The organism is Actibacterium sp. 188UL27-1, assembly GCF_016901225.1.
Lineage (GTDB): Bacteria > Pseudomonadota > Alphaproteobacteria > Rhodobacterales > Rhodobacteraceae > 188UL27-1.
This window is the reverse complement of sequence record NZ_JAFEUL010000005.1, coordinates 15641-42085: the sequence shown is the minus strand read 5'-3', so window position 1 is coordinate 42085 and position 26445 is coordinate 15641. Positions and strand designations below refer to the sequence as shown.

Annotated in this window: 27 protein-coding genes, 1 tRNA gene and 1 pseudogene; 22 read left to right on the top strand and 7 right to left on the bottom strand. The window is 61.0% G+C overall.

Going from position 1 to position 26445, the window contains the following annotated elements; genetic code table 11:
- Positions 1 to 42 precede the first annotated feature (42 nt).
- Complete coding sequence (locus IU397_RS08520; RefSeq protein WP_204412298.1) at positions 43 to 966, bottom strand: methylenetetrahydrofolate reductase; 924 nt, start codon at positions 964 to 966, stop codon at positions 43 to 45.
- Between the two features lie 28 nt (positions 967 to 994).
- The gene (locus tag IU397_RS08515) at positions 995 to 1291 is read right to left on the bottom strand and encodes a virulence factor (protein WP_204412297.1); all 297 of its coding nucleotides are present in this window, start codon (positions 1289 to 1291) and stop codon (positions 995 to 997) included.
- A 219-nt stretch (positions 1292 to 1510) separates the two neighbouring features.
- On the opposite strand from IU397_RS08515, the gene IU397_RS08510 reads away from it, so the two are divergent.
- The 4 genes and pseudogenes from IU397_RS08510 to IU397_RS23840 form a co-directional block, all read left to right on the top strand.
- On the top strand, positions 1511 to 2623 hold the full coding sequence (locus IU397_RS08510) for a Ppx/GppA phosphatase family protein (RefSeq protein WP_204412296.1): 1113 nt from the start codon (positions 1511 to 1513) through the stop codon (positions 2621 to 2623).
- A gap of 69 nt (positions 2624 to 2692) precedes the next feature.
- Positions 2693 to 3409 (top strand): RlmE family RNA methyltransferase, encoded by a 717-nt coding sequence (locus IU397_RS08505; protein ID WP_204412295.1) that lies wholly within the window; start codon positions 2693 to 2695, stop codon positions 3407 to 3409.
- A 142-nt stretch (positions 3410 to 3551) separates the two neighbouring features.
- A complete protein-coding gene (locus tag IU397_RS08500; RefSeq protein WP_204412294.1) occupies positions 3552 to 4127 on the top strand; it encodes a Hint domain-containing protein in 576 nt (191 codons plus the stop codon).
- 141 nt (positions 4128 to 4268) lie between these two features.
- Positions 4269 to 4922: pseudogene (locus tag IU397_RS23840) on the top strand (transposase); the annotation flags it as partial.
- 511 nt (positions 4923 to 5433) lie between these two features.
- Here the strand turns inward: IU397_RS23840 and IU397_RS08490 are convergent.
- From IU397_RS08490 to IU397_RS08480, 3 genes are all read right to left on the bottom strand, one after another.
- Positions 5434 to 7629 (bottom strand): glycosyltransferase, encoded by a 2196-nt coding sequence (locus tag IU397_RS08490; RefSeq protein WP_204412292.1) that lies wholly within the window; start codon positions 7627 to 7629, stop codon positions 5434 to 5436.
- Between the two features lie 4 nt (positions 7630 to 7633).
- The gene (locus IU397_RS08485; protein WP_204412291.1) at positions 7634 to 8944 is read right to left on the bottom strand and encodes an HlyD family secretion protein; all 1311 of its coding nucleotides are present in this window, start codon (positions 8942 to 8944) and stop codon (positions 7634 to 7636) included.
- Between the two features lie 308 nt (positions 8945 to 9252).
- Positions 9253 to 9342, bottom strand: a tRNA-Ser gene (locus IU397_RS08480).
- 150 nt (positions 9343 to 9492) lie between these two features.
- Between IU397_RS08480 and IU397_RS08475 the strand changes: the two genes are divergently transcribed.
- The 12 genes from IU397_RS08475 to IU397_RS08420 all read left to right on the top strand — a co-directional run bounded on the left by IU397_RS08475 (position 9493) and on the right by IU397_RS08420 (position 19638).
- Positions 9493 to 10332, top strand: a complete 840-nt coding sequence (locus tag IU397_RS08475; RefSeq protein ID WP_204412290.1) for a DUF2059 domain-containing protein — start codon at positions 9493 to 9495, stop codon at positions 10330 to 10332.
- Positions 10333 to 10509: 177 nt separating this feature from the next.
- Entirely contained in the window at positions 10510 to 11193 is a 684-nt protein-coding gene (locus IU397_RS08470) for a 50S ribosomal protein L21 (protein ID WP_204412289.1), read from the top strand.
- A 6-nt stretch (positions 11194 to 11199) separates the two neighbouring features.
- Positions 11200 to 11469, top strand: a complete 270-nt coding sequence (gene rpmA, locus IU397_RS08465) for a 50S ribosomal protein L27 (protein WP_204412288.1) — start codon at positions 11200 to 11202, stop codon at positions 11467 to 11469.
- A 130-nt stretch (positions 11470 to 11599) separates the two neighbouring features.
- A complete protein-coding gene (locus tag IU397_RS08460; protein ID WP_204412287.1) occupies positions 11600 to 13000 on the top strand; it encodes an RtcB family protein in 1401 nt (466 codons plus the stop codon).
- Positions 12997 to 13506 (top strand): GNAT family N-acetyltransferase, encoded by a 510-nt coding sequence (locus IU397_RS08455; RefSeq protein ID WP_204412286.1) that lies wholly within the window; start codon positions 12997 to 12999, stop codon positions 13504 to 13506. Before IU397_RS08460 ends, IU397_RS08455 begins: the two co-directional genes overlap by 4 nt.
- Complete coding sequence (locus IU397_RS08450) at positions 13503 to 14117, top strand: LysE family translocator (protein ID WP_204412285.1); 615 nt, start codon at positions 13503 to 13505, stop codon at positions 14115 to 14117. The genes IU397_RS08455 and IU397_RS08450 overlap by 4 nt, the downstream gene beginning before the upstream one ends.
- Positions 14107 to 14655, top strand: coding sequence for a GNAT family N-acetyltransferase (locus tag IU397_RS08445; protein WP_204412284.1), 549 nt, complete (start codon positions 14107 to 14109; stop codon positions 14653 to 14655). Before IU397_RS08450 ends, IU397_RS08445 begins: the two co-directional genes overlap by 11 nt.
- The gene (locus tag IU397_RS08440; RefSeq protein WP_204412283.1) at positions 14656 to 15681 is read left to right on the top strand and encodes a GNAT family N-acetyltransferase; all 1026 of its coding nucleotides are present in this window, start codon (positions 14656 to 14658) and stop codon (positions 15679 to 15681) included. It abuts the gene before it with no gap.
- A 25-nt stretch (positions 15682 to 15706) separates the two neighbouring features.
- Complete coding sequence (gene obgE, locus IU397_RS08435) at positions 15707 to 16744, top strand: GTPase ObgE (RefSeq protein WP_204412282.1); 1038 nt, start codon at positions 15707 to 15709, stop codon at positions 16742 to 16744.
- On the top strand, positions 16732 to 17838 hold the full coding sequence (proB, locus tag IU397_RS08430) for a glutamate 5-kinase (protein WP_204412281.1): 1107 nt from the start codon (positions 16732 to 16734) through the stop codon (positions 17836 to 17838). The genes obgE and proB overlap by 13 nt, the downstream gene beginning before the upstream one ends.
- Positions 17839 to 17895: 57 nt before the next feature.
- Positions 17896 to 18303, top strand: a complete 408-nt coding sequence (locus tag IU397_RS08425) for a Rid family hydrolase (protein WP_204412280.1) — start codon at positions 17896 to 17898, stop codon at positions 18301 to 18303.
- A gap of 69 nt (positions 18304 to 18372) precedes the next feature.
- Positions 18373 to 19638 carry a glutamate-5-semialdehyde dehydrogenase gene (locus IU397_RS08420; RefSeq protein WP_204412279.1) on the top strand — a complete coding sequence of 422 codons (1266 nt, stop codon included), beginning with the start codon at positions 18373 to 18375 and terminating at the stop codon, positions 19636 to 19638.
- 15 nt (positions 19639 to 19653) lie between these two features.
- On the opposite strand, the gene IU397_RS08415 is transcribed toward IU397_RS08420, so the two are convergent.
- Entirely contained in the window at positions 19654 to 20253 is a 600-nt protein-coding gene (locus IU397_RS08415) for a histidine phosphotransferase family protein (protein ID WP_204412278.1), read from the bottom strand.
- Between the two features lie 41 nt (positions 20254 to 20294).
- On the opposite strand from IU397_RS08415, the gene IU397_RS08410 reads away from it, so the two are divergent.
- The 3 genes from IU397_RS08410 (at position 20295) to IU397_RS08400 (ending at position 22260) form a co-directional block, all read left to right on the top strand.
- Positions 20295 to 20474, top strand: coding sequence for a DUF3553 domain-containing protein (locus IU397_RS08410; protein WP_204412277.1), 180 nt, complete (start codon positions 20295 to 20297; stop codon positions 20472 to 20474).
- A 140-nt stretch (positions 20475 to 20614) separates the two neighbouring features.
- Positions 20615 to 21409: a GNAT family N-acetyltransferase gene (locus tag IU397_RS08405; protein WP_204412276.1), complete on the top strand. Its 795-nt coding sequence runs from the start codon at positions 20615 to 20617 to the stop codon at positions 21407 to 21409.
- A complete protein-coding gene (locus IU397_RS08400; RefSeq protein WP_204412275.1) occupies positions 21406 to 22260 on the top strand; it encodes a 1-acyl-sn-glycerol-3-phosphate acyltransferase in 855 nt (284 codons plus the stop codon). Before IU397_RS08405 ends, IU397_RS08400 begins: the two co-directional genes overlap by 4 nt.
- Here IU397_RS08400 and IU397_RS08395 read toward each other — a convergent pair.
- Positions 22257 to 22877: a thiamine phosphate synthase gene (locus tag IU397_RS08395; protein ID WP_204412274.1), complete on the bottom strand. Its 621-nt coding sequence runs from the start codon at positions 22875 to 22877 to the stop codon at positions 22257 to 22259. The genes IU397_RS08400 and IU397_RS08395 overlap by 4 nt on opposite strands.
- A gap of 133 nt (positions 22878 to 23010) precedes the next feature.
- Between IU397_RS08395 and IU397_RS08390 the strand changes: the two genes are divergently transcribed.
- From IU397_RS08390 to IU397_RS08380, 3 genes are read left to right on the top strand one after another with little or no spacing between them, the layout of a single operon-like run.
- Positions 23011 to 23742: an RNA methyltransferase gene (locus IU397_RS08390; RefSeq protein ID WP_204412273.1), complete on the top strand. Its 732-nt coding sequence runs from the start codon at positions 23011 to 23013 to the stop codon at positions 23740 to 23742.
- Positions 23743 to 23790: 48 nt separating this feature from the next.
- Entirely contained in the window at positions 23791 to 24939 is a 1149-nt protein-coding gene (gene ctaA, locus IU397_RS08385; protein WP_204412272.1) for a heme A synthase, read from the top strand.
- Positions 24936 to 26408: a carboxypeptidase M32 gene (locus tag IU397_RS08380; protein WP_204412271.1), complete on the top strand. Its 1473-nt coding sequence runs from the start codon at positions 24936 to 24938 to the stop codon at positions 26406 to 26408. The genes ctaA and IU397_RS08380 overlap by 4 nt, the downstream gene beginning before the upstream one ends.
- The last annotated feature ends 37 nt before the right edge of the window (positions 26409 to 26445 follow it).

Genomic DNA, 26445 nt, shown 5'->3' with positions numbered 1-26445 from the left:
GCGACCCTCGCGATACGATGCTCTTGCACGGGCTTATGGTGGTTATGGGGCCGAAACACCAGCGGCGGGGCGGCCGCCATGCTGCGAGACCCAGTTTGCCGACGCGGTAATGCCGCCCAAAGGGAAGACATGCACCCGCGCGATGTTGAAATCCGGATGGGCGGCCTTGTGAACGGCAAGCTCCGTCAGAATTTCCGTGGGCTCGAATGGCAGCAGCAGCTTGGTGACATCCTTGGCCCGGTGCTGGAGTACGCGCAGCGATGGCCCCACACCGCAGGCAATGGCGAACTTGATCATGGTCTGCAACTTTGCGGGACCGGCCACGCCGATATGGATGGGCAGGTCGATACCGGCGGCCTTCAGGTCATCGGCCCATCGGATCACCGGCTTTGCCTCGAACGCGAATTGGGTGGCAATGGCCATCTCGGCATCGGATGTGTCGGCAAAACGCTGTTTCCAGTGGAGCGCTTGGGTGACATGCGCCATCCCGCCATCGGGGTCGATGTCGCGATTGCCTTCGGGGTGGCCGGCCACATGGAGCCGTTTGAACCCTGCCGCGCCAAACAGACCCGTTTCCAGCAATTGCATGGAATCGCTGAAATCGCCCCGTGGCGTCGCGACCCCGCCCGCCAGCAATAGGGCCTGGTCGACCCCAGCCTCCCCCTGATACCGCGCGATCCAGTCAGCCAGCATCGCCTGATCGGCTATGATGCGGGCGGGGAAATGCGGCATAACCGGATACCCATCGGCGGCAAGGCGTTTGGCGGTGTCCACCATATCCTCAATCGGGGTGCCGTCGATATGGGCGATATAGACACGCGTGCCGCGCGGCAGCAGCGCCTTGAAATCGGCGATCTTGGCGGCGGTGCGAGGCATCACCTCGATCGAGTAACCATCAAGCAAAGCACTCAATGCCGCTTTGTCCGGGGAAAAGGTCTCGCGCGGTCTGAAGTTCAAAAGCGCCATGGCGCGTCCTTTCCACTGTTCAAGGGCGTTACGCCCAACCATCATTCGCGATCAGGGTTTTGATCCGGTTTACGTCATATTCGGTATCCAGGCGCGTGGCTTCCGCCTCCGCCACGGCATCTTGATCCCCGTCCATAGGGTAGGGTGCGGCCTTGCGCCATTCAGACAGGTAGGCATCACTTTCCTTGGCGCCGACCTTCATCGCGCATCTGTCAATGGCCTGTTCAAACCGTTCGGGCAGGGGCCGCTTTGCGCCGCGACGCCCCTTACCAACGATGACCTGTGCCGGGATATCGCGCCAATAAACAATGGTGACGTCGGGCATGGTGTCTGATTCCCTTCCACGCTTTGGAGTCCTGTCTAGGCCTTAGATATGGGGGACTGGCGCCATTTTTCGACATCCCACGCGACCGGAGCGACGCAAACCCGTTTTGTGGATACGTTGATTGCCCAGATTCTACGGTAAGTCCAAAGAACTACGGGCAAATTCTTGCGCTGCCGAAAAGATGGGTCTACGCTTACTTAACTAGAAATGGAGGGCGATATGCCGCCCAAGCGTCCCACTGGTGCGGGCGCGTTTCCGAAAGCGGTCAGTCCTCCCGCACCCACCGTGGCAGACCCGGTCGCGCCCTATGCCGCGCTCGACCTTGGCACGAACAGTTGCCGCATGCTTGTCGCGCAGCCCAAGGGTAGCGGTTTTCATGTTGTGGATAGCTTTTCAAAGTCGGTTCAGCTGGGCGCCGGTCTGGAAACATCGGGTCGTTTGAGCCGGGGGTCGATGGCCCGCACGGTGCAGGCGCTGCGGATCTGCAACAAGAAATTTCAGCAGCACAAAGTGCGCCGGATGCGTCTGGTCGCGACCGAAGCCTGCCGCCGTGCGCGCAATGCCCGCGATTTCATCCGCTACATAAAGCGCGAAACCGGTCTGCGGCTAGAGATCATCCAGCCCGAGGAGGAGGCGCGGTTGGCCGTGGTCAGTTGCGCCCCGCTGGTCTCCACCAAGACCGAGCAGTTGTTGGTCGTCGATATCGGTGGCGGTTCCACCGAACTGGTTTGGATCGATCTGACACGCGTGCCCAATATCGACCGGCCCCGGGCGATCATGCGGCTGCGGCAGGGGTTCAACACCACCGACAGCCCGTTCCCGGCGGCGCGTGTCGTCGACTGGATCTCTGTCCCGCTGGGTGTGGCCACGCTGAAGGATCAGTTTGCCGATGTGGCCAGCGACAGTGCGCGCTTTGCCCTGATGAGCTGCTGTTTTGAAGAGCATCTGGCCGGGTTCAAACCCTATGAATGCACGCAACCGCGCGACGGGTTTCAGATCATCGGCACGTCGGGCACGGTCACCACGGTGGCGGCCAGTCACCTAGGCCTGCGCCGCTATGACCGGGCCAAGGTGGACGGGTTGCGCATGACCTCGGATCAGATCGATGCGGTGATTGCCGATTACCTGACCATGGGGGAGGCCGGGCGCAAGGCAGATCCGCGGATCGGGCGCGACCGCCAGACACTGATCATGTCTGGTGCGGCGATCCTGCAGGCGCTGATCCGGGTCTGGCCGACAGATCGGTTGAGCGTGGCGGATCGCGGCCTTCGCGAAGGATTGCTATACGCCCAGATGTCTGCCGATGGCGTGCTGGAGGATGGCCCGTTTTAGGGTGCTTGCATTCCCGGTCCACTGCCCGCTATCAGCCCATCCCAACGATCCTTTCGGAGAGCAAAGCCCGTGGCGAAAAAGACAAGCGGACGTGGTGCGCGGGATTTGCGTGTGCGGGTCAAGACGGCGCGGGGTCGTAAACTCAGTTCCACCCTTTGGTTGGAACGACAGCTCAATGACCCCTACGTGCAGCGCGCCCGAAAAGAAGGGCTGCGGGGCAGAGCGGCCTACAAGATCCAGGAGCTGGATGACAAGTTTCGCTTTCTGGTGCCGGGGGCGCGGGTTGTCGATCTGGGATGCGCGCCGGGCGGTTGGTGTCAGATCGCGGTGGACCGGGTGAACGCACTGGGCACCAAATCGGGCAAGCGCGTCGGCACCGTGCTGGGCATTGACCTGCAGGATGTCGAGCCCATTGCCGGGGCCGATCTGCATGTGCTGGATTTTCTGGACGAGGGCGCAGACGACAAGGTGCGCGGATGGCTCGACGGGTCGGCCGATGTCGTGATGTCAGACATGGCCGCGGCCTCATCCGGGCACAAGCAGACGGATCACTTGCGGATCATTGCACTATGCGAGGCGGCCGCGGATTTCGCGTTCGATGTGCTGGCCCCGGGGGGGACGTTCGTGGCCAAGGTGCTGGCGGGCGGGGCCGAGGGGGGCTTGCAAGCGGACCTGAAAAAGCGGTTTACCAAGGTCGCGAATGTCAAACCAGGCGCCAGCCGGGCCGATAGTTCGGAAAAATTTGTGGTGGCGACGGGGTTTCGTCGAGTGTCGGACGTCATTTAGCCGCTGATCTCGGATCACGCTTCGCAAGGTCGGTCCCGTCGGATACTCTCTCTATTCGAGGGGAGTCGCAAAAGTGATCGGATGAGGGGCATGACCAAGCCTGTCGCAGCAATCCGGCACCAGCGGCGATTACGGTGATGCAATGGGATACGTGGATCCTGGTCCGAGAGGGGCCGATACGGCCAGCGTGGAATGGCTTGAACCCGTTGGCGGGCGGGCCGGTCTGCTGGGCGGAACCCTGGTAGAGACGGCTCAAGGGTGGCGCCGGGTCGAAAACCTGAAAATCGGAACATCCGTTTACACCTATGATGGTGGGTTGCGGCCCATCATGCGGTTGCAACGGCGGATGATGCGCAACAATGGCTCGATGGTGGTGCGTTTGCCCGGCGGGCAGTTGAATGTCTGTCAGGATCTGTTCGTTCTAGCCAACCAGCATGTGATGGTGGGTTGGGACGGGTTGTTTGCCTTTGCCCATGGGGAAGGTCGGCTGTGCCAGGCCCGCCAGCTTTGTGGCGTTGCCGGGATCGGCCCGGTGCATTTCGCGCGCAGCAAGGGGGTTGTATGCCTGACCTTCGCCGAGGAGGAGCTGATTTACGCCAATACGGGGGCGTTGGTTCACTGTCCCGGTGTTCTCGGGGAGGGGATTGCGACCAATTACTTTCCGGTCGTTCGCGCGACCGATAAGGTCGGCGTTGAACTGGCAAAGCACATTCGTTGACAGATGTCTGATGCTTTCGGAAATATCTGCCCGACACCCTTATTCAGCATAGTATTTTGGCGTGAAGCGCCAACCAAATCTGCGGCCTGGGCCATGTTAACAAAGGGGCCTCACAGAGCGCGGTGCAAGCTGCTATCTGCCATGGGCGTCAGCTTGGCACGAGACCTGGCATCAGATGAAGGACGGGCGCTCTTTGAGCGGTTCAGTCTTACAATCCGCGCCCAGAATAGGCGCAAGCCCATAACCATCGTCTTGTTCTTGATGGAATTTCCCGGATTGCGCGGACGGGCTCCCTCTGGCGTGCCAGAGGAATTCGGCAAACGGTCAAGCGTTTACCGGCAGTTCCGGCGCTGGACGCTGGCGGGGCTCTGGGAGGAGATCATGGACGCCATGAACCAAAGTGGGGCCATGCCAGACGACCTTCAAATGATCGACAGCACCGTGATCCGAGCCCGTCATCCATTGCTCGGTAGTTGATTGCCCAGCTATCAATCAGAGGGAGGCGCTGGACGCTGAAGGGATGAAAAGCGTTCGCCAACGATCCGGCGGGTCATCTGTAGCCTTGAACGTCCGAAGGCCCCCGCGACAGGGTTTTGGCCGTTTGCGCCGTGCTTCCACGGCAAAGATCCACCTCCTCATCCATTCGGCAGGGCCGCCTGGGGGGCGGAGATCAGGCCGGGTCAGACATCCGATGATCTTGGTTTCGATCCGGTGACGGCAGACACCCTGCCACAGCCAGTCATGCTTTTGGCCGAGAGAGGATATGATGCTGACATCATTCGGAAAACCATGGACGAGAGCGTCTGACGAAATATCTGAAGCATCTCGCATCACGTAACGCGTTGAAATCTATGATTTCAGGCACTGTTACGTGCTTCAAGTTTTTCGCATGACGCTCCCGCGCGATGTGGGCCTCGTCATTCCCATGCGCAAGCCACAAAGGAAGCGCGTTGGCGTCGACCGGTTCTTTTACCGCTCGTGCAATTTGGTCGAACGGTGCTTCAACAAGCTAAAAAATACGTGCCGTGCCGCCAGCCATCACGACAGGGCTGCGGAAAGCTTCCCGGACTTCATCGACATCGCGTCGATCGGCCTATGGCTCCGCCGTTTGTCAATATGGTCGAGTCGTGGGCTCAGCCTCTATGCAGGAGGAGGCTTTATAGTTGCGCTTATTTCGGCGCAATTGCCGCCAGTTGTCCGAGAGACCCGTTTATAAGGCAGGTTGGCCGGGACCCCGCTCGGTGTCGATTGAAAACGGCGATGATCCGACGGCCTTCCTTATGATGACTGTTGCCTTTCAACATGATCAGGCTCTTCGCCGATCGGGCAGGCCCAAATCAGTCTCCTGTTTCGACATGTCCTCGGCTGCCATCTTTTGATCACGGGCCGTTCGGGTGCCATCGGTGCCCAATTCATGCTCCCAAAGAAACAGATCCAGGTCGCTATCGGCAACACCGCTGGAGGAGGCATGCCATGCCAAAACCTCCTTCGGCGGAAGAGTCGGCTCCGCCGATGCCATCGGACCCATGCTGCGATTGGGTTTGAAAATGGCGCCCAGCATATCGGCGGTGATGTTGCCCACCTTATCCTCTGTCGGGATCGCTCCCGCGCAATTGGCAAAGATCCGGGCAATCAGCGCGTCACGGGAGACGTCAGAGGCGTGGTAGAATTTCAGGCCAGTCGCGCCGCGGCGTGTCCAAAGAACCGTGCCAATGATCGGGCCGATCCCCGCGATATCCAGCCGGACCCATTCGTCTTTGCCCAAATCGTGACCTTCCAACGTGAACTGCGCCCCCGACAAGGACAGGTCGACCAATTGTACAGGCAGTTTCTCGTTGGTTTGGCGCCAGATTGTTGCTGGCTCGCTGATCAAAAACCGTTCCTCCTTTCGCGGGACGGGGCGGGCAAATGCCACCGTCAGGACCACACCGATGACCAACGCATTTATCGTTGACCAGATGGTGACAATCGGAAAGAGCTGCTGGGCATCGGCCTGGGTCTTCCCCGACCAAATGTTGAGCAGGAAACCGGCGCTGGTCAGCACGATCAAGACAAGGCAGAGCCGCACGGTATAGCCATCATAGGCCCGTCCATCGGCGTCTGACCCCTTCGGCGTCACCCTGAATTTGTGGCCGTGGGGCTTCACCAGTGTCTTGAGCAACATCGGTAAAAACCGAAAACTCTGTAGCGTGGCCAGAACCGTCGCGGGCAAGGGAAAGTAGGCGTCAGGCGCCAGTCGGCGCAGCGCCAGGATTGTCGCCAGGATCAGGGGGAACTGGTAATAGAACAGGTCTTCGACGGTCGTGTTCACCATCGGAATGAACCCGAACAGAAGATACGTGATCGGAAGAACCAGCGACATGACCTGCATCAGTGATTGCGTCAGCCAATGGGTTGGCATGAACATCAGGCGTTCATGCAGGCGCAGGCCGGGTCCCAGCGGGCCTTCCTTTAGATAGAGGATCTGCAAAGCACCCTGCGCCCAACGGGATCGCTGGACAAAAAACGCATCGAGCGATTCCGGAGCCAACCCGATGGCAAGACGTTCCGCCAGATATCGCGTGACATATCCCTTGCGCAGAAATGCGAGGGTCAGCAGCATATCTTCGGTGATGGACCCGGTGGGCATCGCCCCTCCGATCTCCTCCATGGCGGTTCTGCGCGTAATGGAATTTGATCCGCAACAGAACGCGCAATTCCAGCCGTCTCGCCCGCGCATGATCTCCCGAAAGAACATCTTTTGGTCCGACGGCATCGAGGCGCGCATCGCAAGATTTGTTTGCAGCGGGTCAAAATTGAAGAAATCGTGGGGCACCTGGACAATGCCCACCTTGGGGTCCTCAAAGAAACCGACCATGCGATACAACATCTTATGTTGTGGAATGAAGTCGGCATCCAGGATCATAAAGAATTCGGATGACGTCCGCTGTAGGGCGGCATTTATGTTTCCTGCCTTGGCATGAATATTGTTGGTACGGGTCAGGTAGCCGATGCCCTTGCGTGCGGCATAAGCTTCCAACCAATCCCGTTGACCGTCATCAAGGACATAGACATGCAATTTGTCGGCGGGCCAATCGAGTGTGCATGCCCCGATGATGGTGCGCTCCAGCACGTCCAGCGGTTCGTTGAAGGTTGCAATCAGGATATCGACATGGGGCAGGTTGGCCGGATCCATGTCGCGCAGCCGGGCTTCGTGGGCGTTGGCCTCCTCCAATCGATCGGTTCGAAAGGCAAGTTGTGCAAAAAGAATGGAAGCATCGAACCAGGCCGCCAACTCGATCGCAAAGACCAGCCAGACCAGCAGCGCATACCCCGTCACTCCATCGGTTGGTACGATCGTGACGGTGACCCTCCACCACATGTAGGTCGCCAACAGATAGATCACGCCGCAATATAAGATAGTGTTCTGAAACCGGCCGCGGGTTTGGCCCGGCACGAAGCAAATGGCCAAGAACGCCACTACCGCTAGGGGCAACAGGTAGTCAGGAACGGCCGGAAACACCTGGTCAGCTCCTCTGGGACGGGGTGTTGCCCGGTGCGTCCGAAGCTGTTGTCCAGAAAGATGACAATGCTGAGCTCGCCTTGCGCAAAGACATCAAAACCTGGTCGATGGCCGAAAGATCGCGCGGAAAGGACACCAGGGCCGTGCGCCCGACATGGCAGAAATTCGTACCTTCAAAGGCCAGATGTTCTGATCCCAAGGCGACGATGACTCGCATCATCCCCTTTTTGGGCGAATTGTCTTGGGCCGCCAAATTAGGGTGATCGAAGCGCGCACCATGGCCCAGGATCGATGTGACAGGCGCCTTGAAATGCCTTTCATCGCCCGTCAGTCGAATTTCAGCGACATCCCCCACCTCAAGCGATCCAAATGTCGTTTCCGGCAAATAGGCTTCCAAAAACCGTGCATCGCAATTCAGAATTTCAACAACATCGTCGCCCGGCAGGACAGGGCGGCCAATCTGACCGGAAGATCGCCACACAATACCAGAGACCGGCGAGGTCAGTGTGATTGCATTCTCTTTTTGAAAGATGGCACGTTCTTCGATCAAAAGCCTTTCAACGGCGCGCCGTTCTGCGGCTTGGTCGGCAAGATCGTCGTAAAGGGCAGCTAATCGCAGGGCGATTTCATCAAGCCGCTGTTGGGTATAGGGCGTATCCATCCCCTCGGGGCCGATGATGACACCGTCACCAATCGCTTTGAGCTTGAGTTGGCGCACGGCCCGGGTCGCGATCAACTCGTCAATCAGCGCTTCCTGTTCAGCCACCATGGATGTGGCAGAGACAACCTCAAGCTTGGGCAAGGCCCCCCGATCCAGCAGGGCCGTCTTGCGCTGTTCGTCATTTTTCAACGTCTGTAACCGAACCTGGGCCCGGACAATTTCGGCATCAAGTTCTTCGACCTGAAGGGTTAAGACATTGAGTTGCAACGCCATATACGTGGCGTGGCGGTCGATCAGTTCTTCACGAACAGTCTCGACAACGGCGATACGAGCACTCACCGCTTCCTCGGTGGAGACGGCCTTTCCCAAGCGGGACTCAAGCTCAGCGATGAAAGTCTCGTCTGTATGCGCCTCTCGAAACCGGACAACCTGTTCACCGGACGTCACTGGCGATCCTGGCTTGAGCGCGTAGGTTTCGATCACGCCCTCCAACGGAGATCGGATCGTGGTTATGGGGGCGTTGACCACTGCAGATGTCGCGAGATGGGATAGCATCCGGGGTGAAATACTGACCACCAAAACAATGCCGAAACCGAATAATGCTAAAACACGTATCGGCCACGCGAGCCGCGCGACGAACCCAGTCTTTGACATATGATAACCCCCTACAGATCGACATTTCACCGATTTGGTGAATGGCGATACGACTACGCCAAGGGTTAAAAGAAACTCCTAAGATTTCATGGGTCGTTAAACTGCAATTTAGTTTTACAACATGTGTCCGAATGCAAATGTGAGACAAAAATGAACCGCATTTCTATTATCATAAGCTGGAATTGCAGATTTATGAACAGTTCAGCTCATTCAAATAAAATTCGAAATTCATCGGCACCGTGCGGGTAAAACACTCTGATGTGCTGATAAGATGACCAGCAAAAATTAAGCACAAAAAGAGAAGGATTTGGCGGAGAGACAGGGATTCGAACCCTGGGTAGGCTTGCACCCACAACGGTTTTCGAGACCGCCCCGTTCGACCACTCCGGCACCTCTCCACATCTTTGATTGCTTAGGGCTTTCGCGGTCATACTGCAATAACCTTCATGCGCGGTTTTTGACGTGTCGCGGCAATTTCCGGGCAGTGCTCTTGGATTGTTAACGGATCCAGCCTAGGACAGTTGAGTTTAATGTGCTGGAGACTTGGGATGATACGCCGCCTCACATCGCGTTTGCTCGCGGTTTTCGTTATGGTTTCGATCGTGATGCCGGGCTTTGCACAATCGGCAGATAGACGGGTCGAACCGCTGCTCGATGCTCTGGGCATGTCCGAGTTGATTTCGATCATGCGGGAAGAGGGGCTGAGTTACAGCGCGGACTTGCGCGAGGAGATGTTTCCGGGCCGCGGCAGTGATCGCTGGACGGGGCTGGTGGAGGATATCTATGCGCCCGACCGGATGGCGCGCATCGTGGGCGATCAGTTGGATCAGGACCTTCAGGGGACGGATATCGCGCCACTGCTTGATTTTTTCGGATCGGCGCCCGGCAAACGTATTGTTTCTCTAGAGATTTCGGCGCGACGTGCCCTGCTGGATGAGGCCGTTGAGGATGCGACCCGCGAGCGTTGGTTGTCCGAAAACGATGCGGATGATGCGCGTCGGTCGGCGCTCAAGAAATTTGTCGAGGTTAATGAATTGGTCGATTCCAACGTGGTTGGCGCGCTCAATGCCAATTACGCCTTTTACCTTGGACTGGCTGATGGGGGCGCGCTGGATGTCGATTTAAGTGAAGAGGATATGCTGCGCGATGTCTGGAGCCAGGAAGGGGAGATCCGGGACGAGACGGAAACCTGGGTGTTCTCCTATCTCAGCCTGGCCTACCAGCCGCTCTCCGATGACGAATTGGCCGCCTATACGGCATTGTCCGAAACAGATGAGGGGGCCGCCCTGAACCGCGCGCTTTTTTCGGCGTTTGATGCGCTTTTTGTCACGATTTCGCGCGATCTGGGCCTGGCCGCGTCGCAGTTCTTGTCCGGTGAAGACATCTGACAAGCAAATTACCTTGACAGGTTCTGTCTCTTTCGCGATACGGCCACCCTTGACGCTTTGACGTTTACCACATGAAACGCCCGAACGGGCGCGCTGTCCTAAGGCGGTGTTGCAATAGACACCAAAACACCGGGCAACCGGGGGCCGATGCGACGCGGAACCGAAAAGGAAGACGATATGTTTGCGGTCCTCAAGACCGGTGGCAAGCAATACCGCGTCACATCAGGTGACATTCTGCGGGTTGAAAAGCTGGCGGCCCAGGCGGGTGATACCGTCCAATTCAACGACATCTTGATGGTTGGTACGACGATCGGCACGCCCACTGTTGCCGGCGCCGGGGTACAGGCCGAGGTGATCGAACAGATCAAGGGCGAGAAGGTCATCCACTTTGTCAAGCGTCGCCGGAAACACGGCTCAAAGCGTACGAAGGGGCATCGCCAGCAACTGACGCTGCTGCGTGTGACGGATATTCTGGAAAGCGGTGCAGATGCATCTGGCGTCATGGCGGCCTTAGGTGCCGGATCTATGTCCGGCGCTGCTGTCGCAGCCAGCGCCCCAGCTGCGGAAAAGCCCGCCAAGGCCGACGCACCGGCTGCCGATGCCGCACCCGCCGGTGAAAAACCAGGCAACCTGCTGACTGAGGCGCGCGACGGCAAACCGGACGATCTGAAAAAAATCTCCGGCGTCGGGCCCAAACTGGAAGGGTTGTTGCACGAAAACGGTGTGTTCCACTTTGATCAGATCATGGCTTGGGGTCCGGCAGAGATTGCCTATATGGATGACAAGCTGTCCTTTAAAGGACGTATCGAACGTGATAACTGGATTGAACAAGCGACCCAGTTCTCGGCCGAGCAGGAGTAACGATAGATGGCACATAAAAAAGCAGGTGGTTCCTCCCGCAACGGCCGCGACTCTGCGGGCCGTCGCCTGGGCGTAAAGAAATTCGGTGGCGAAGCCGTGATACCCGGCAATATCATCGTGCGTCAACGCGGCACCAAATGGTGGCCGGGTGAAGGCGTGGGCCTGGGCAAGGATCATACGATCTTTGCGGTGACCGAAGGCGCAGTCACGTTCCACAAAGGCCTGAAAGGTCGAACATTCATTTCTGTCCTCCCGGTAGCAGAGGCCGCAGAATAAGCCGAAACCTCAGGGCTTAGAGATTTTCCAGAGGGGCCGGCAGATCGCCGGTCCCTTTTGCATTTCACAGGACTGGCACATTCCCGCCGCGATTTCGCGGCACATCGTAACCGTAGCGACGGAGAGCCCGATGCCTGTGACCGGTAAAGATTTGATTGCTCTGGGATTTCAACAAGGCGCGGACCTGGGTCACGCCCTAAAGACGGTCAACCAGTTGGGCCTGGACGGCGACGCGCTGGCCCACTGGGTGGCTGACAACAAACCTGCGGCCAAGATCAAATTGCAGACCGCGCCCGATTACGCCTTCAATATTGAGGCTGAGACCGAGGCCGAGGTCGAGAATGTGACCAAGGTCCGCCAGACCATGGATATTCTGATGCGGACCCCCACCATCCGGGGCGGCGCTGTGATGCCAGATGCCTGCCCGTCAGGCCCTGACGGCACGATCCCGGTCGGCGGGGTGGTCGTGGCACAAAACGCGATCCATCCCGGCATGCACTCCGCCGACATTTGTTGTTCGGTCATGGTCACCGAATTTGCCGACAGCGATCCGGCCAACGTGTTGAATGCCGTCCACAAGGCCACCCATTTCGGCCCGGGCGGCCGCACCAACGGGCAGCGCTACACGCTGAACCCGGAGCTTTACGATGCCTTCCGCGGCAACAGCTTTCTGAACACTGACAAGATCCTGCGCTCGACCCATGTTCAGCTGGGCACCCAGGGCGATGGGAACCACTTCGCCTATGTCGGCACCTCCCGCGCCAAGGGCACGACCTGCCTGGTGACGCATCACGGCTCGCGCGGGCCGGGGGCGGGCCTTTATAAGCAGGGCATGGTCGCGGCAGAGCGGTGGCGGACCAAACTGTCCGACGGGGTGCTAAAGCAAAATGCCTGGATCCCGGCGGATAGCGACGAGGGGCGCGCCTATTGGGACGCCTTGCAACTGATCCGCGCCTGGACCAAGGACAACCACGACGTGATCCACCGGGCCACCGCCGCCTTGGCCGAGGCCGAGGTGCAGGAGCGGTTCTGGAACGAACATAACTTTGTCTTTCGCAAGGGCGATCTGTTCTACCACGCCAAGGGCGCAACCCCGGTCGATACCGACCTGCTGCCTGATACCAACGGCACGCAAATCGTGCCGCTGAACATGGCCGAACCGGTTCTGCTGATCCGGGGCAAGGTCAATGGCAACAATCTGGGCTTTGCGCCCCATGGCGCGGGCCGGAACTTTTCGCGGACGGCACATAAACGGGCCATGGCCGGGCGAACCCAGGCCGAGATCTTTACCGAGGAAACCGCCGGGATCGATGCGCGCTTCTTTAGCGGCAATATCGATGTCTCCGAACTGCCATCGGCCTATAAACCCGCGGCCACCGTCCGCGCGCAGATGGCGAAATACGGCCTCGCCGATGTTGTGGACGAGATCGTGCCCCATGGCTGCATCATGGCGGGCGATTGGGAAAAGGACGCGCCCTGGCGCAAAAAGGCGGCTGCGAAATGGGCCGCCAAACAGGCCAAATCGCCATGACCCGCCCTATCCAGACAGAGCGTCTGTCCCTGCGGCCCTTCGTGGCGGCGGATGGAGAAGCCGTCATTGACTTGCTCAATGATTTTGAGGTGAGCCGCTGGACATCGGCAATCCCGCACCCGTTCACCCGGTCCGATCTGCGGATCGTGCATCCCGATGGCAGCACGCGTTGGCCGGGTCTGATTGCCGTGACACGGGAGGATGCCGTCATCGGCGGTGTCTCCACCCGCACGCATCTGGGTTATTGGATCGCCCGCAGCCATTGGGGGCGGGGCTATGGACGCGAAGCGGCCACAGCCGTTGTTACCATGCTCTTTGACGACCCCAGCCGTAACAGTCTGATATCGGGATATTTTCTGGGTAATGAAGCCTCCGCGCGGATCCTGACCGGTCTGGGATTTCGACCCACGGGCAAGAGCCAGCAGGTCTGCCGCGCCCAGAATTGTGTGCTGGCCCATTGCGACATGGCGCTGACCCGCGCGGCGTGGGAGGCGCGACATGCATGAGCGTCGCTGTTGGCAGCTTTCTGATCTTTGCGGTCAGCCAGGTGGGTACGCCGGGCCCCGCCAACATGGCGTTGCTGGCCACGGGCGCGCGCTATGGCTTGCGGGCGGCCGTGCCCTTCGTGGCAGGCGTCGCTTTGGGCAAGCAGTTGGTGATCTGGCCCATCGGTTTCGGGCTGATGACCCTGGCGCAAACGGTGCCGCTTGTGTTTGTGGCGCTGAAATGGGCCTCTGCCGGGTATATCCTGTGGCTAGCCTGGCGCATCGCCAATATGCGCCTGCAGGTCGGGTCAGGCGCCGCACAGGCGCCCGGTTTCGCAGCCGGGTTGATCGTGCATCCGCTCAACCCAAAAGCCTGGGCGATGATAACGGCGGGTTTCACACAATTCACACAACCGGGCACGCCCGCCTTGCAGGCCACCGTCGCAATCGCCATTTGCTTTTTGGTTACACAAGCGGTGCTACACCCCGTCTGGGCGTGGGGAGGAGAGCGGATCGCACGGTCCGTCAGCGGGACACCAGCCGAGCGTTATCTGATGTGGATGTTGGCCGCACTGACGGTGGCCAGCGTCATTTACGTATTGTTTTCAGGAGGATCCAGCCATGGAACTTGATACCTTGACCAAGCAGCCTGTGATTGTCGCCGCCCGTGTGACACTGCGCCCGCTGCGTGCATCCGACAAGGGCCTGCTGGAGATGTATGCCGGTGACAAGCGCGTGGCCAGCTTTACGCGGTCAATCCCGCATCCCTTGCCGCCCGGCGCTGCGGAGGCGCTGATCCGCAAGGCCACTGCCGATGACCGGGTCGAGGATATCTGGGCCATGGACGGCTCCGATGCAGGGCTGGGCGAATTGGTGGGCCTGATCGCGTTGGAGCGGATGGAAGCCGGCAAGCGCCGCCAGTCTGAGATTGCCTATTGGGTCGCGCCGGCCATGTGGAATTCCGGCCTTGCGTCCGAGGCGCTTGGCGCGCTCGTTCAGGCCAATCCCCAGGAGTGTGACACGATCTTTGGCGAGGTTTTTCAGGACAATCCGGGTTCCGCCCGGGTCCTGACCAATGCCGGGTTCGAATATCTGGGCGATGCCGAAGCCTATTGCGTGGCCCGTGGCGGGAAGGTGCAGACCTGGACCTACTTGAAGAAACTCAGATAGATGCCTGATCCTGTTATCAAAACGGACCGGCTGACATTGCGGCCACCCCGGTTTGATGACGCGCCAGCCATTGCCAGGGAAGTCGGCGATTTCGAGATTGCTCGCTGGCTGACCCGCGTGCCGCATCCCTACAGCCTGGAAGATGCCCATGAATTTCTGGACGTCGTAAAAGATCGCGCCGGGTCCCAATGGGTGATCGAAGATGCCAACGGGCTGCGCGGTTTCATCGGGACCGAGGGGGAGTTGGGCTATTGGCTGTCGCGCAATTGCTGGGGGCAGGGCTATCTGACCGAAGCGGCCCGCGCAGTTGTCGCTGACTGGTTCTTCGTGCCTACTGCTCCGGCACTGCTGTCGGGTCATTTCGATGCCAATGCAAGGTCGGCCAACGTCTTGAAAAAGTTGGGCTTTGGTTATTGCGGGCAAGAGATGGTTAGCAGCAAGGCCCATGATGATGAGGTATTATTACACCGTATGGTGCTCACGCCGGAACAGTACCACGCCATGCATCCCTGGCGCATTCAGACGGACCGTCTGTGCCTGCGGCCGCTGACGGCGCGGGATGCGGAGCGGCTGACCACGCTTGCCGGGGTGCCCGAGGTCGCGCGCAATTTGCTGAGCGTGCCGACGCCGTGGTCCAAGGAGCAGGCCCGCCACTGGATCGAGGCCAGCCGCTGGAAAGGCCGCAACGGGTTTCGCCTGGGCATCACGCGGTCCGATGGCACGTTGATCGGATTTCTGGGCCTTGTCCCCCATCGGGAGCCCGGTACGGCCACCACGATGTATGCCCTTGGCGCGGATCATTGGGGACAGGGCTTCGCGACGGAGGCGATGGCGGCCTTCCTGCCCGCCGCCATGGCGCGGTTCGGGTTGTCCGAGGTGCGCGCCGATCATTTCACCGACAATCCCGGCTCCGGTCATGTCTTGCGCAAATTGGGGTTTGAACGCTGCGGTGAGGAGACCGGTCGATCCGCGGCACGGGTTGAGGAAGCGCCCTTGATCCTCTATCGCCTGCGCCTGAACAGGTAACAGGCGCCCGGGGGCGTGGTCTGCGATGAAATTTCTGGATCTGGCCAAGGTCTATATCCGCTCGGGCAGTGGCGGCGGCGGGGCGGTGTCGTTCCGGCGGGAAAAGTACATCGAATATGGCGGACCCGATGGCGGCGATGGCGGGCGCGGCGGCGATGTGATTGTCGAAGCGGTGGAGGGGCTCAACACCCTGATCGATTTTCGTTACCAGCAGCATTTCTTTGCCAAGAACGGCACACCCGGCATGGGCAAACAGCGCACCGGGGCCGATGGCGCCGATATCGTTTTGCGTGTCCCCGCGGGGACAGAGGTCTTGGACGAGGATGAAGAGACCGTCATTGCCGATCTGACCGCGGTTGGGGATCGCGTGATCCTGGCCAAAGGCGGCAATGGGGGTTTCGGCAATCTGCACTTCAAATCCTCCACCAACCAAGCGCCGCGCCGCGCCAATCCGGGGCTGGAAGGGGTGGAGCGCACGATCTGGTTGCGCCTGAAATTGATCGCGGATGCCGGGCTTTTGGGCCTGCCCAATGCGGGCAAATCGACCTTCCTGGCCGCGACCTCGAATGCCCGGCCCAAGATCGCGGATTACCCTTTTACCACGCTGCACCCCAATCTTGGGGTCGTGGGTGTGGACGGGGCGGAGTTTGTCATCGCCGACATCCCCGGCCTGATCGAAGGTGCGTCCGAGGGGCGGGGGATCGGGGACAGGTTCCTGGGCCATGTCGAACGATCAGCGGTATTATTACACCTCATTGATGGAACGTCCGAGGATGTGGCCACCGATTGCCAAACGATCCTGACGGAGCTGGACGCCTATGGCGGCGACTTGGCCCACAAGCCACGTGTCACCGCGTTGAACAAGATCGACGCTTTGACCGAGGGGGAGATTGCGGAGAAATCCGCCGCCGTGGCCCAGGTCTGTGGTGGGCCGGTGCTGGCCATGTCGGGGGTCAGCAAACTGGGCGTGACCGAGGTTCTGCGCAAGCTGCGCGAGACGATCCTGGCCCAGCGGGCCGAGGAATTGGGCGCCGATCACGAGGATCAACCGTGGCGTCCCTGACGCAGGCACGGCGACTTGTGGTCAAGATCGGCTCGGCCCTGTTGGTGGACCGCGCGACGGGCGCGTTGCGCGAGGATTGGCTGGCCGGTCTGGCGCTGGACGTAGCGGCGGCCAAGGCCCGGGGCACCGATGTGGTCATCGTATCATCCGGGTCCATCGCCCTGGGGCGCGGTGTGCTGAACCTGCGGAACGGAGCCATCGCGCTGGAACAGTCGCAGGCGGCGGCGGCCATCGGGCAGATCAAACTGGCCCGCGCCTATGAGGCGGCCCTGGCCCCGCACCGGATCACCACGGCCCAGATCCTGTTGACCCTGGACGATAGCGAGGATCGCCGCCGCTACCTGAACATCCGGGCAACGCTGGCGCAGCTTTTGAAAATCGGCGCGGTCCCGATCGTGAATGAGAATGACACGATTGCCACCGATGAGATCCGGTTTGGCGACAATGATCGATTGGCGGCCCAGGTCGCGGCGACGGTCGGCGCGGATCAGTTGGTTTTGTTGTCGGATGTGGATGGGTTCTATTCCGCCAATCCCGCGCTGGATGCCGGGGCCACCCGGTTTGACACCGTGGCGCGGATCACACCCCAGATCGAGGCCATGGCCACCGGTGCGGTATCGGACCTGTCGAAAGGCGGGATGCAGACCAAACTGATGGCCGCCAAGACGGCAACGGCTGCGGGCTGTGCCATGGCAATCACCCAAGGCGCGGTGGACCGGCCGTTGCAGGCCCTCGCTGATGGCGCGCCCTGCACCTGGTTTCTGGCACAGGATGACCCGCAAGCCGCCCGCAAACGCTGGATCGGGTCGATGAAAGCGCGTGGCGTGATCACCGTGGATGCCGGGGCGGCGCGCGCCTTGGGGCAGGGGCGATCCCTGTTGCCTGCCGGTGTTACGCAGATCGCAGGCCAGTTTGAGCGCGGTGATCCGGTTGCGATCAACGGCCCGGATGGCGCTGCGTTGGGGCAGGGCCTGTCGAATTACCGCGCGGCGGAGGCACAGACGATTGCGGGGCACCACAGCGACCGCATTGCCCAGTTGCTGGGATATTCCGGCAGGACAGCGTTGATCCACCGCGATGACATGGTGCTGTAACTTGCCGGGGGTGACGGTCTGCGCTGTCGACATCATACGAACCCAAGGATCAAGGCATTGACCAAAAAGGCGATCATCCCGACGACCATGATCGGGCTGTACCGGGACTGGAAAATGGCGCCGGCATCGGAAATGGATGGCTTTTTGTTTCTGACCGGTTTCAGCGGGATGGGACCGGATGGCGTCGCGTCGACCTCTGCCGCGATCCAGATCGAAACGGCCTTTGACCAGATTTTCGAGGTCTTGGGCGATGCCGACCTGGATGCGCGCCACATTGTGGAGGTGACCAGTTATCATGTTGGTTTGAAAGGGCATCTGGGCACGTTCAAACGCATTTGGGCGGACCGAATGTGTGAGCCCTATCCCGCCTGGACGGCGATTGAGGTCGTGGGCTTTGCCTCGGAGGGTGTCATGGTTGAGATGCGTGTCGTCGCGCATCGACAGGCCGCTGACCCCGGGGGCTAAGCACACCCGGCCCGCCTTTTCAAATGGGCCTGGTTGGCGTAAATCCATCTGACAGCGAAGGAGAGCGTGATGAAGGACCTGACCGATATTTCGCAGATCATGGCCCAAATGGGTGCGGCGGCCAAGACGGCGGCTGCGGAATTGGCCTTTGCCTCCCCAGAGCGGAAACATGCGGCCTTGATCGGCGCGGCGGAGGCCGTTTGGACCAACCGTCATGCGATCATCACCGCCAATTGCGAGGACATGGTCTTTGCCGAACAAAGGGGCCAATCCGCGGCCATGCTGGACCGGCTGCGTCTGGATGAAGGCCGCATTCGCGGCATTGTCGACGGCCTGCGCGCGGTGGCGGAACAGACCGATCCCGTGGGGGAGGTGATCGATGAGTGGACCCAACCCACAGGTCTGAACATCCAGCGGGTGCGGACACCCCTGGGCGTGATCGGTGTGATCTATGAGAGCCGCCCGAATGTGACTGCCGATGCCGGGGCGTTGTGCCTGAAGTCGGGAAATGCGGTGATCCTGCGCGGCGGGTCTGAAAGCTATCACAGCTCTGGCGCGATCCATGACTGCCTGGTCGAAGGGCTGCGCGGCGCAAACCTGCCGGAGGCGGCCATTCAGAAAGTGCCGACGCGGGACCGGGCGGCCGTGTCGGAAATGCTGACGATGACCGATACCATCGACGTGATCGTGCCCCGTGGCGGCAAGGGTCTGGTCGGGTTGGTCCAGCAGGAGGCGCGCGTGCCGGTCTTTGCCCATCTGGAAGGCATCTGCCATATCTACGTGCATCCCAGCGCGGATCCCAAGATGGTCCATGAGGTGGTGCTGAATGCAAAGACCCGGCGGACGGGGATCTGCGGCGCGCTGGAATGTCTGCTGATCGACTGGAAATACTATACCAAACATGGCGGCGCGCTGATCGACGCCTTGGTTGCTGCCGGGGTCGAGGTGCGCGCCGACGGGGAATTGGCCAAGCTGGCCGGGACCAAGCAGGCAGTTCCCGAGGATTTTGGCCGCGAATTTCTGGACATGATCCTGGCGACCAAGCTGGTCGACGGTGTCGATCAGGCGATTGATCACATCCGCACCCACGGCTCCAACCACACCGATGGTATCCTGGCCGGGGAGGCGGAGGCGGCGGAACGGTTCTTTAACCAGTTGGACAGCGCGATCCTGATGCACAATGCCTCGACCCAGTTCGCCGATGGGGGCGAGTTTGGCATGGGGGCCGAGATCGGGATAGCCACGGGCAAGATGCATGCGCGCGGCCCCGTCGGCGCCAGGCAGTTGACAAGCTTTAAGTATCTGGTGCGCGGGGAGGGCACGGTGCGGGGCTGACCCCGCACCGCCCGGTCAGAACGACAGGGAGATCTTGTCGGCCCCGTATTCCGCGTGAACGGTGCGGCCCTTTTCGCTGCTGAGTTGCGACAACAAGGCGAAATGAACCAGTGCGGCTGTCGGCTCCGGCATGGGGCCCGGGGCAAACCAGGACCACATCGACGGGTCGGTCTTCATCTTTTCCGCTTCGCCCGAGACATGCCAGACCCGATCCGTCCGGGTCACACGGATCGTGCCGCCATAGGGCATGGCGCTTTCGGCGCAAAGCAGCAGCAGGAACAGCACCTTGACCTCGGGCCGGGGGCAATCGGCGATCTGAGCTGCGCTGATGCTGAGGCGCGTGGGTTCGAAATAGTCGGAGATCACCCCCTGTATTTCGGTATGGCCGACCATCTGTTCGGCGCTGGCCACGCCAAAGGCGATTCGAAACAGCTTGATCCGCGCGCTGGCGTTTTCGACGCTCTGGTTGATCAGGTCGAGTTCCGGACCGCTGTCGCCCCCTCCGCTCATCCCCAAAAGCTCAACGCCGTTCGCGATGGCTCCGATGGGGCTGACCAGGTCATGGCAGATCCGCGATCCGATCAATTCGTAAAGGTTGGTGGAATCGGCGCCCATAGTTCTTGATCCTCTTGCGCATAAACGAAAGAACGTGCCCCATGACGGATCTTAACCCATTTCTTGAGCCAGGTATGCTCGTACGCCACCCGGACCGCCCCGATTGGGGTATCGGCCAGGTGCAATCCAGCATCAATGGCCGGATCACCGTGAACTTTGAGCAGACTGGCAAGATCGTTGTCGATGGTCGTACTATCGCCCTGCAATTAGTTGTTGACTGATTTCTCAGCATGTTCGGCACCACTACCCCATTTCTGATGTGATCCGTCTTGGCGGGCGCGTCAAGCGCAAGCGTGCACCGGTTGAACCGGGCCGCCCGAATGCCTACACCTCAGACCGACTTTGCAATCGGCAGACCTGAATGACGCGCCTGACCCCCGACCATACGTCTTTTGAGCTGCGCCTGGCCGTGCAGGAGGCGGATCTGCTGGCGGCGCAGCGGCTGCGCTATGCCGTATTCGTGGAGGAATTGGGCGGCGATGGGGATCTGGTGGACCATGATCACCGGTTCGAGCGGGACAGTTTTGATCCCTATTACGATCATCTGGTGCTGATCGATACGCGCCGGGATGCGGCGGCGCTGGACCATGTGGTGGGGGTCTACCGGCTGTTGACGGGGGCGAAGGCGGCAGAGGCGGGGCGGTTCTACACGGAGGACGAATATGACCTGACGCCGCTGCACCAGACCGGGCAAAGCCTGCTGGAACTGGGCCGGTCCTGCGTTCATGCCGAGTATCGCGGCGGTACGGCCATGCATCAGCTTTGGCAGGGATTGGCGGATTACGTGATCCGCAACCAGATCGACCTGCTGTTCGGTGTGGCCAGTTTCCACGGGACCGACACCGCCGCCCTGGCACAGCCGCTGTCCTATTTGCATCACCGCCATCTGGCACCACCGCATCTGCGGGTCCGGACCCAGCCAGAGGCGTTTGCGCCCATGGACCTGTTGCCGCCCGATCAGATCGACCGGCGTGCGGCGATGCTGGCCACCCCGGCCTTGATCAAGGCCTATCTGCGGCTGGGTGGTTTTGTGGGGGAGGGGGCGTTCATTGACCACGCCTTTAACACGACAGACGTGTTTCTGGTGACCGATACGGCGCAGATCAGCCCACGCCAGCGCGCGATCTATACCAACGGCCCATCGCGACTGACATGAGCGTTACCTGGTATTCGGACGAGCCCCCCGAACGGCCGGCGGCGCTGACACTGGCCGACCGCCTGCGCATGGTCCGGCGCGGTGTCCCGGCGCTGCTGGTGCTGATGGTCTGCTTTCTGGCGTTGCTGGCGCTGCGACTGATCGAACGGCCTGTGTTCGGGCTATGCAGGCCCGTCACGCCCTATCTCACCCGGATCTTTGGCCGCTGCCTGTTCTGGATCATCGGATTGCGTATCGCGCGCCAGGGGCGGCCCATGGTGTATCCCGGCGCGATTGCGGCCAACCATTCCAGTTGGCTGGATATCTTTGCCCTCCATGCGTTTCAGAATGTCTACTTCGTGTCCAAGGCCGAGGTGGCGGGCTGGCCCGGCATCGGCTGGCTTGCCAGCGCCGTAGGCAGCGTCTTTATCCGGCGCAACCGGGCCGAGGCGCGCGATCACACCAATTCCCTGCGGGACCGTCTGACGGCCGGGCATCATCTTGTGATCTTTCCCGAAGGCACCAGCACGGATGGGCGCCGTGTCCTGCCGTTCAAATCGACCCTGTTCCAGGCGTTCCTGTCGGATCAACTGCCCGCGGATCTGCATATCCAGCCGGTCACGTTGATCTACCGGGCCGCTGACGGGGTCGATCCGCGATTTTACGGCTGGTGGGGCGATATGGAGTTTGGGGATCACCTGATCCGGATGCTGACCGCCCCCCGCCATGGCAGCGTCACGGTGCAGTTTCACCCGCCCATCCCGGTGGCTGACTGTCCTGACCGCAAGGCATTGGCCCGCCGGAGTGAAGACAGCGTGCGGCTGGGCCTGTCCGCGGCAGAACCTAAGGTGGTGGAAGAGCAAGCGCGTTAGTCGATCTCGGCCAACAATGTGGCCAGGGCCGCGGTGGGGTCTGCCTGATCCCAGATCTCTGCCCCGATCCCGAAAAAATCGGTATGGCCTGCCAAGGCCGCGACCCGGGCCGGGGTCAGCCCGCCTTCTGCGACCACCGGCACCTCGATCATCTCTGACCACCAGGCGAATAGGTCGTCATCCGCCGTGGTCCCGTCGCCCAGCAATCCCACGCTGACCGGGCCAAAGGCCACGTAATCGGCACCGGCCTCTCCCGCTGACATCCCGTCATGGCGCGAGGCGCGGCAATGGGCGCCAACGATGGCATCCTCTCCCAGATCCCTGCGCAGGCTGCGCACCTGGCGGGCCCCATCCGACAAGTGCACACCGTCCAGGCCCAGCGTCTCTGCCAGGCGGGCATGGTCCTGCACCACGATGGCCACATCCCGCGCGTGGCACACGTCGCGGCACAGGTCTCCGGCGCGCGATTGCATATCCTCATCCGTGGTGCTGAGCGCCAGCCGGACGCAGGCAATCGGACGGCTGTCCAGCACCCGGGCCAGCGCGTCGGGGAACTGCGAAAGCTCGATGGAGGGGGGAGAGATCAGATAGATCTGGGGATGCGCATCATCGGCCACGGACCGGTATCCTTTTTGACTTTTGCCCCGCTATAGCGGCCTTGTCCGTGCTTGGCCATCTGGTCTGCCTCCCTTGCGCCCGGGGCGGCGCGCCGATATCACATCGCCCTCGCCCCTTCCAACAGGATGCGCCATGCCAGAGCCCGTTTTCATCCTTGTCCGCCCCCAGATGGGGGAAAATATCGGTGGGGCCGCGCGGGCCATGTGGAATTTCGGGCTCAGCCGGATGCGGTTGGTCGATCCGCGCGATGGCTGGCCCAATCAGCGCGCCGTTGCCTTGGCCAGCGGGGCGGGGCGCCTGTTAGATGGCGCCTCAGTCCATGGTCAACTGCCAGACGCCATTCACGACTGCACCTACGTTTTTGCGACCACGGCCCGGTCGCGTGACCTGACAAAGCCCGTTTTCACACCCGAACAGGCCATGGCCCAGGCGCGGGACATGGCGGGTGCGGGCCAGAATGTGGGCATTCTGTTCGGTCCGGAGCGTGCCGGGCTGGAGAATGAGGATGTGGCCCGCGCCAATGCGATCATCACTGTGCCCGTCAATCCGCAGTTCTTTTCCTTGAATCTCGCCCAATGTGTGCTGCTGATGGCCTATGAATGGGGGCGGCGCAGCGATGCGGTGACCCAACCGGCTGCCGATGTGGACCTTGCCACGGGGATCGAGGTTGAAAAACTGGGCGATCATTATGAAGAGCGCCTGGGGGAGGCCGGGTTTTTCTTTCCCGACAGCAAGGCCGACGGGATGAAGACCGTTCTGCGCAACATGTGGGGCCGCTTGCCCCTGACGCGGTCCGACGTGCAGATGTTGCATGGGATGTTGCGGCAGCTGTTGCGCAATCCGCCGCAGGGGCCGCGCCCTTGATGGCGCCCTGTGCCCAGCCTAGCTTGCGCGCCTGAGAGGGAGAGCATCATGGCCACCAAACGCAGCATATTCGAAGAGGTCGGTGAGGCCGCGCCGCCGCTGGCCGTCCCCCAAACCGGGCTGATCGACAAGGCGCGCCGGGGCGCACGGGGCGCCATCCGCGCCTGGTTGATCCTGCTGTTTGCCTTGGTCGTCGTGATGATCCAGGTGGGCGGCCTGACCCGGCTCACCGATAGCGGCTTGTCCATCACAGAATGGGCGCCCGTGACAGGCGCGTTGCCCCCGCTGACGCCGGACGCGTGGGACAGCGAGTTTGAGAAATACAAGGCCATTCCCGAATATCAGTTGCAAAACAAAGGGATGAGCCTGGGAGAGTTCAAGGTCATCTATTGGTGGGAATGGGGGCATCGGCAATTGGGCCGTGTGATCGGCCTGGTCTGGGCCCTGGGATTTCTGATCTTTCTGGTGGCGCGGCAAATTCCCACCGGGTGGACCGGTCGGTTGTTTCTGCTGGGTGCCCTGGGCGGGGCGCAAGGGGCGATTGGCTGGTGGATGGTCGCGTCGGGATTGACGGGAGAGGCGCTTGATGTCGCCTCCTACCGGCTGGCCACGCATCTGGGGCTGGCCTTTGTGATCCTGGGCTTCATCGCCTGGTATACCCTGCATATGGGCCGGGCAGAGCGTGATTTGATGCAGGCGCGCCGTATCCGCGAACGGGGCTTGATGACGCTCAGTGGCGTTTTCCTGGCCGTGGCCTTTGTGCAGATCCTGATGGGGGCCCTCGTGGCGGGCATCGATGCCGGGCGCACCTATATCGACTGGCCGCTGATGGCCGGTGGGTTCCTGCCGCCTGATCCGCTGGAATTGCGGCCCATCTGGCGCAACTTTTTCGAAGATGCGGGCCTTGTGCAATTCATGCACCGGATCGCCGGCTACCTGTTGCTGGTATTGGGGCTGCTGGTCTGGTGGAAGGGGCGTGGCAGCACCCATGCGCGCACGCGGCGTGCCTTTGACTGGGCCGCCGTGATCCTTTTTGGCCAGATCGTGCTGGGGATTGTCACGGTCATGAACGGGGCGGTCTGGTATTTTGCGATCCTGCATCAATTACTTGCCGTGATCCTATGGGTCCTGATCCTGCGGGCGCGGTTCCTGTCGGCCTATCCCAGGGTCGGCTCTGTCCGGGAGGGGTTGGCATGACCGCCTATGATGACCTGATGGCCTTTCAGCGCGACACGACGGCGTTGGGGCAGGTGGCCGGCCGATTGGGCTGGGACCAGGAAACCGTGATGCCGCGCGGGGCGGCCGGTCAGCGCAGCGAGGAGATGGCCGCGCTGGAGAGCATCCTGCATGGGCGCCGTGCGGATCCGCGCGTGGGCGATTGGTTGGATCAGGCAACAACAGATGATCCCGTGGCCCAGGCGCAATTGCGGGAGATTCGCCGCAGCTATGACCGCGCCACCAAGTTGCCTGCGCGGTTGAGTGCGGAGCTGGCACGCGAAACCAGCCTGGCCCAGGGGATCTGGGCCCAGGCGCGCGCGGCCGAAGATTTCAGCCAGTTCGCCCCCAGTCTGAGCCGGGTCATCGCCCTGAAGCAGGAAGAGGCGGCTGCCTTGGCCGATGGCGGCTCCCTTTATGATGCGCTGCTGGACGATTATGAACCGGGGGCCACGGCGGCCTCCATCGGTGTGATGTTCGATGACTTGCGCCCCGGTCTTGTGGCGTTGCGCGAAAAGATCCTGGGATCGACCCGTGACATGCCGCGCTTGCAGGGCTCCTTCGATACGGATGAACAGTTCAAGCTATCGCAAACCCTGGCACGCGCCTTTGGCTATGACCTGAACCGGGGGCGTATCGACCGGGCTGTTCACCCTTTTTCGTCCGGCTCCGGCTCGGATGTCCGCATCACCACGCGGACCGATCCCGCCGATCCGTTCAACTGTTTTTATTCGACGATCCACGAAGTCGGCCATGCCAGCTATGAACAGGGGATCGAAGATCAATATGCCCTCACCCCCCTGGGCTGCGGCGTTTCCATGGGCGTCCATGAAAGCCAAAGCCGGATCTACGAAAACCAGTTGGGCCGAAGCCGCGCCTTTACCGGTTGGCTTTATGCTCGCATGGTCGAGGTTTACGGGGCGTTTGGCGTCGCCGATGCAGATGCCTTTTACGCCGCCGTCAACGGCGTTCGTCCGGGTTTCATCCGGACAGAAGCCGATGAGGTGCATTACAACCTGCATGTCATGATGCGGTTTGACCTGGAGCAGGCTCTTTTGACCGGTGATCTGAGCGTGGACGATCTGCCCGGTGCCTGGAACGATCGCTTTGCCGCAGATTTTGGTGTCGCGGTCGACACACCTTCAAACGGGGTCTTGCAGGATGTCCATTGGAGCGTCGGTCTGATTGGCTATTTCCCGACCTATACCCTGGGCAACGTCTATGCCGGATGCCTTTATGAAAGCCTCGGCAAAGCTGTCCCAGATCTGGATGCGGAACTGGCTGCGGGCAACACAAGCTCTGCCACCGGCTGGTTGCGCGACCATGTCCAGCGCCATGGCGGCCTGTACCGGCCTGTGGATCTGATCACCCGCGCCACGGGCGGGGCGCCAAGTGTGCAACCGTTGCTGCGGTATCTGGAAACCAAGTTCAGTCAGCTCTATGACCTTTGATGCCTCGACGTTTCAAAGCGCGCCATCCTGATCCTCA

What these genes read in the sequence shown, in the direction of transcription:
- IU397_RS08520 (WP_204412298.1), bottom strand. Translation starts at nt 966, where the DNA reads ATGGCGCTTTTGAACTTCAGACCGCGCGAGACCTTTTCCCCGGACAAA.
- IU397_RS08515 (WP_204412297.1), bottom strand. Translation starts at nt 1,291, where the DNA reads ATGCCCGACGTCACCATTGTTTATTGGCGCGATATCCCGGCACAGGTC.
- IU397_RS08510 (WP_204412296.1), top strand. Translation starts at nt 1,511, where the DNA reads ATGCCGCCCAAGCGTCCCACTGGTGCGGGCGCGTTTCCGAAAGCGGTC.
- IU397_RS08500 (WP_204412294.1), top strand. Translation starts at nt 3,552, where the DNA reads ATGGGATACGTGGATCCTGGTCCGAGAGGGGCCGATACGGCCAGCGTG.
- IU397_RS08485 (WP_204412291.1), bottom strand. Translation starts at nt 8,944, where the DNA reads ATGTCAAAGACTGGGTTCGTCGCGCGGCTCGCGTGGCCGATACGTGTT.
- IU397_RS08475 (WP_204412290.1), top strand. Translation starts at nt 9,493, where the DNA reads ATGATACGCCGCCTCACATCGCGTTTGCTCGCGGTTTTCGTTATGGTT.
- IU397_RS08470 (WP_204412289.1), top strand. Translation starts at nt 10,510, where the DNA reads ATGTTTGCGGTCCTCAAGACCGGTGGCAAGCAATACCGCGTCACATCA.
- rpmA (WP_204412288.1), top strand. Translation starts at nt 11,200, where the DNA reads ATGGCACATAAAAAAGCAGGTGGTTCCTCCCGCAACGGCCGCGACTCT.
- IU397_RS08460 (WP_204412287.1), top strand. Translation starts at nt 11,600, where the DNA reads ATGCCTGTGACCGGTAAAGATTTGATTGCTCTGGGATTTCAACAAGGC.
- IU397_RS08455 (WP_204412286.1), top strand. Translation starts at nt 12,997, where the DNA reads ATGACCCGCCCTATCCAGACAGAGCGTCTGTCCCTGCGGCCCTTCGTG.
- IU397_RS08450 (WP_204412285.1), top strand. Translation starts at nt 13,503, where the DNA reads ATGAGCGTCGCTGTTGGCAGCTTTCTGATCTTTGCGGTCAGCCAGGTG.
- IU397_RS08445 (WP_204412284.1), top strand. Translation starts at nt 14,107, where the DNA reads ATGGAACTTGATACCTTGACCAAGCAGCCTGTGATTGTCGCCGCCCGT.
- IU397_RS08440 (WP_204412283.1), top strand. Translation starts at nt 14,656, where the DNA reads ATGCCTGATCCTGTTATCAAAACGGACCGGCTGACATTGCGGCCACCC.
- obgE (WP_204412282.1), top strand. Translation starts at nt 15,707, where the DNA reads ATGAAATTTCTGGATCTGGCCAAGGTCTATATCCGCTCGGGCAGTGGC.
- IU397_RS08420 (WP_204412279.1), top strand. Translation starts at nt 18,373, where the DNA reads ATGAAGGACCTGACCGATATTTCGCAGATCATGGCCCAAATGGGTGCG.
- IU397_RS08415 (WP_204412278.1), bottom strand. Translation starts at nt 20,253, where the DNA reads ATGGGCGCCGATTCCACCAACCTTTACGAATTGATCGGATCGCGGATC.
- IU397_RS08410 (WP_204412277.1), top strand. Translation starts at nt 20,295, where the DNA reads ATGACGGATCTTAACCCATTTCTTGAGCCAGGTATGCTCGTACGCCAC.
- IU397_RS08405 (WP_204412276.1), top strand. Translation starts at nt 20,615, where the DNA reads ATGACGCGCCTGACCCCCGACCATACGTCTTTTGAGCTGCGCCTGGCC.
- IU397_RS08400 (WP_204412275.1), top strand. Translation starts at nt 21,406, where the DNA reads ATGAGCGTTACCTGGTATTCGGACGAGCCCCCCGAACGGCCGGCGGCG.
- IU397_RS08390 (WP_204412273.1), top strand. Translation starts at nt 23,011, where the DNA reads ATGCCAGAGCCCGTTTTCATCCTTGTCCGCCCCCAGATGGGGGAAAAT.
- ctaA (WP_204412272.1), top strand. Translation starts at nt 23,791, where the DNA reads ATGGCCACCAAACGCAGCATATTCGAAGAGGTCGGTGAGGCCGCGCCG.
- IU397_RS08380 (WP_204412271.1), top strand. Translation starts at nt 24,936, where the DNA reads ATGACCGCCTATGATGACCTGATGGCCTTTCAGCGCGACACGACGGCG.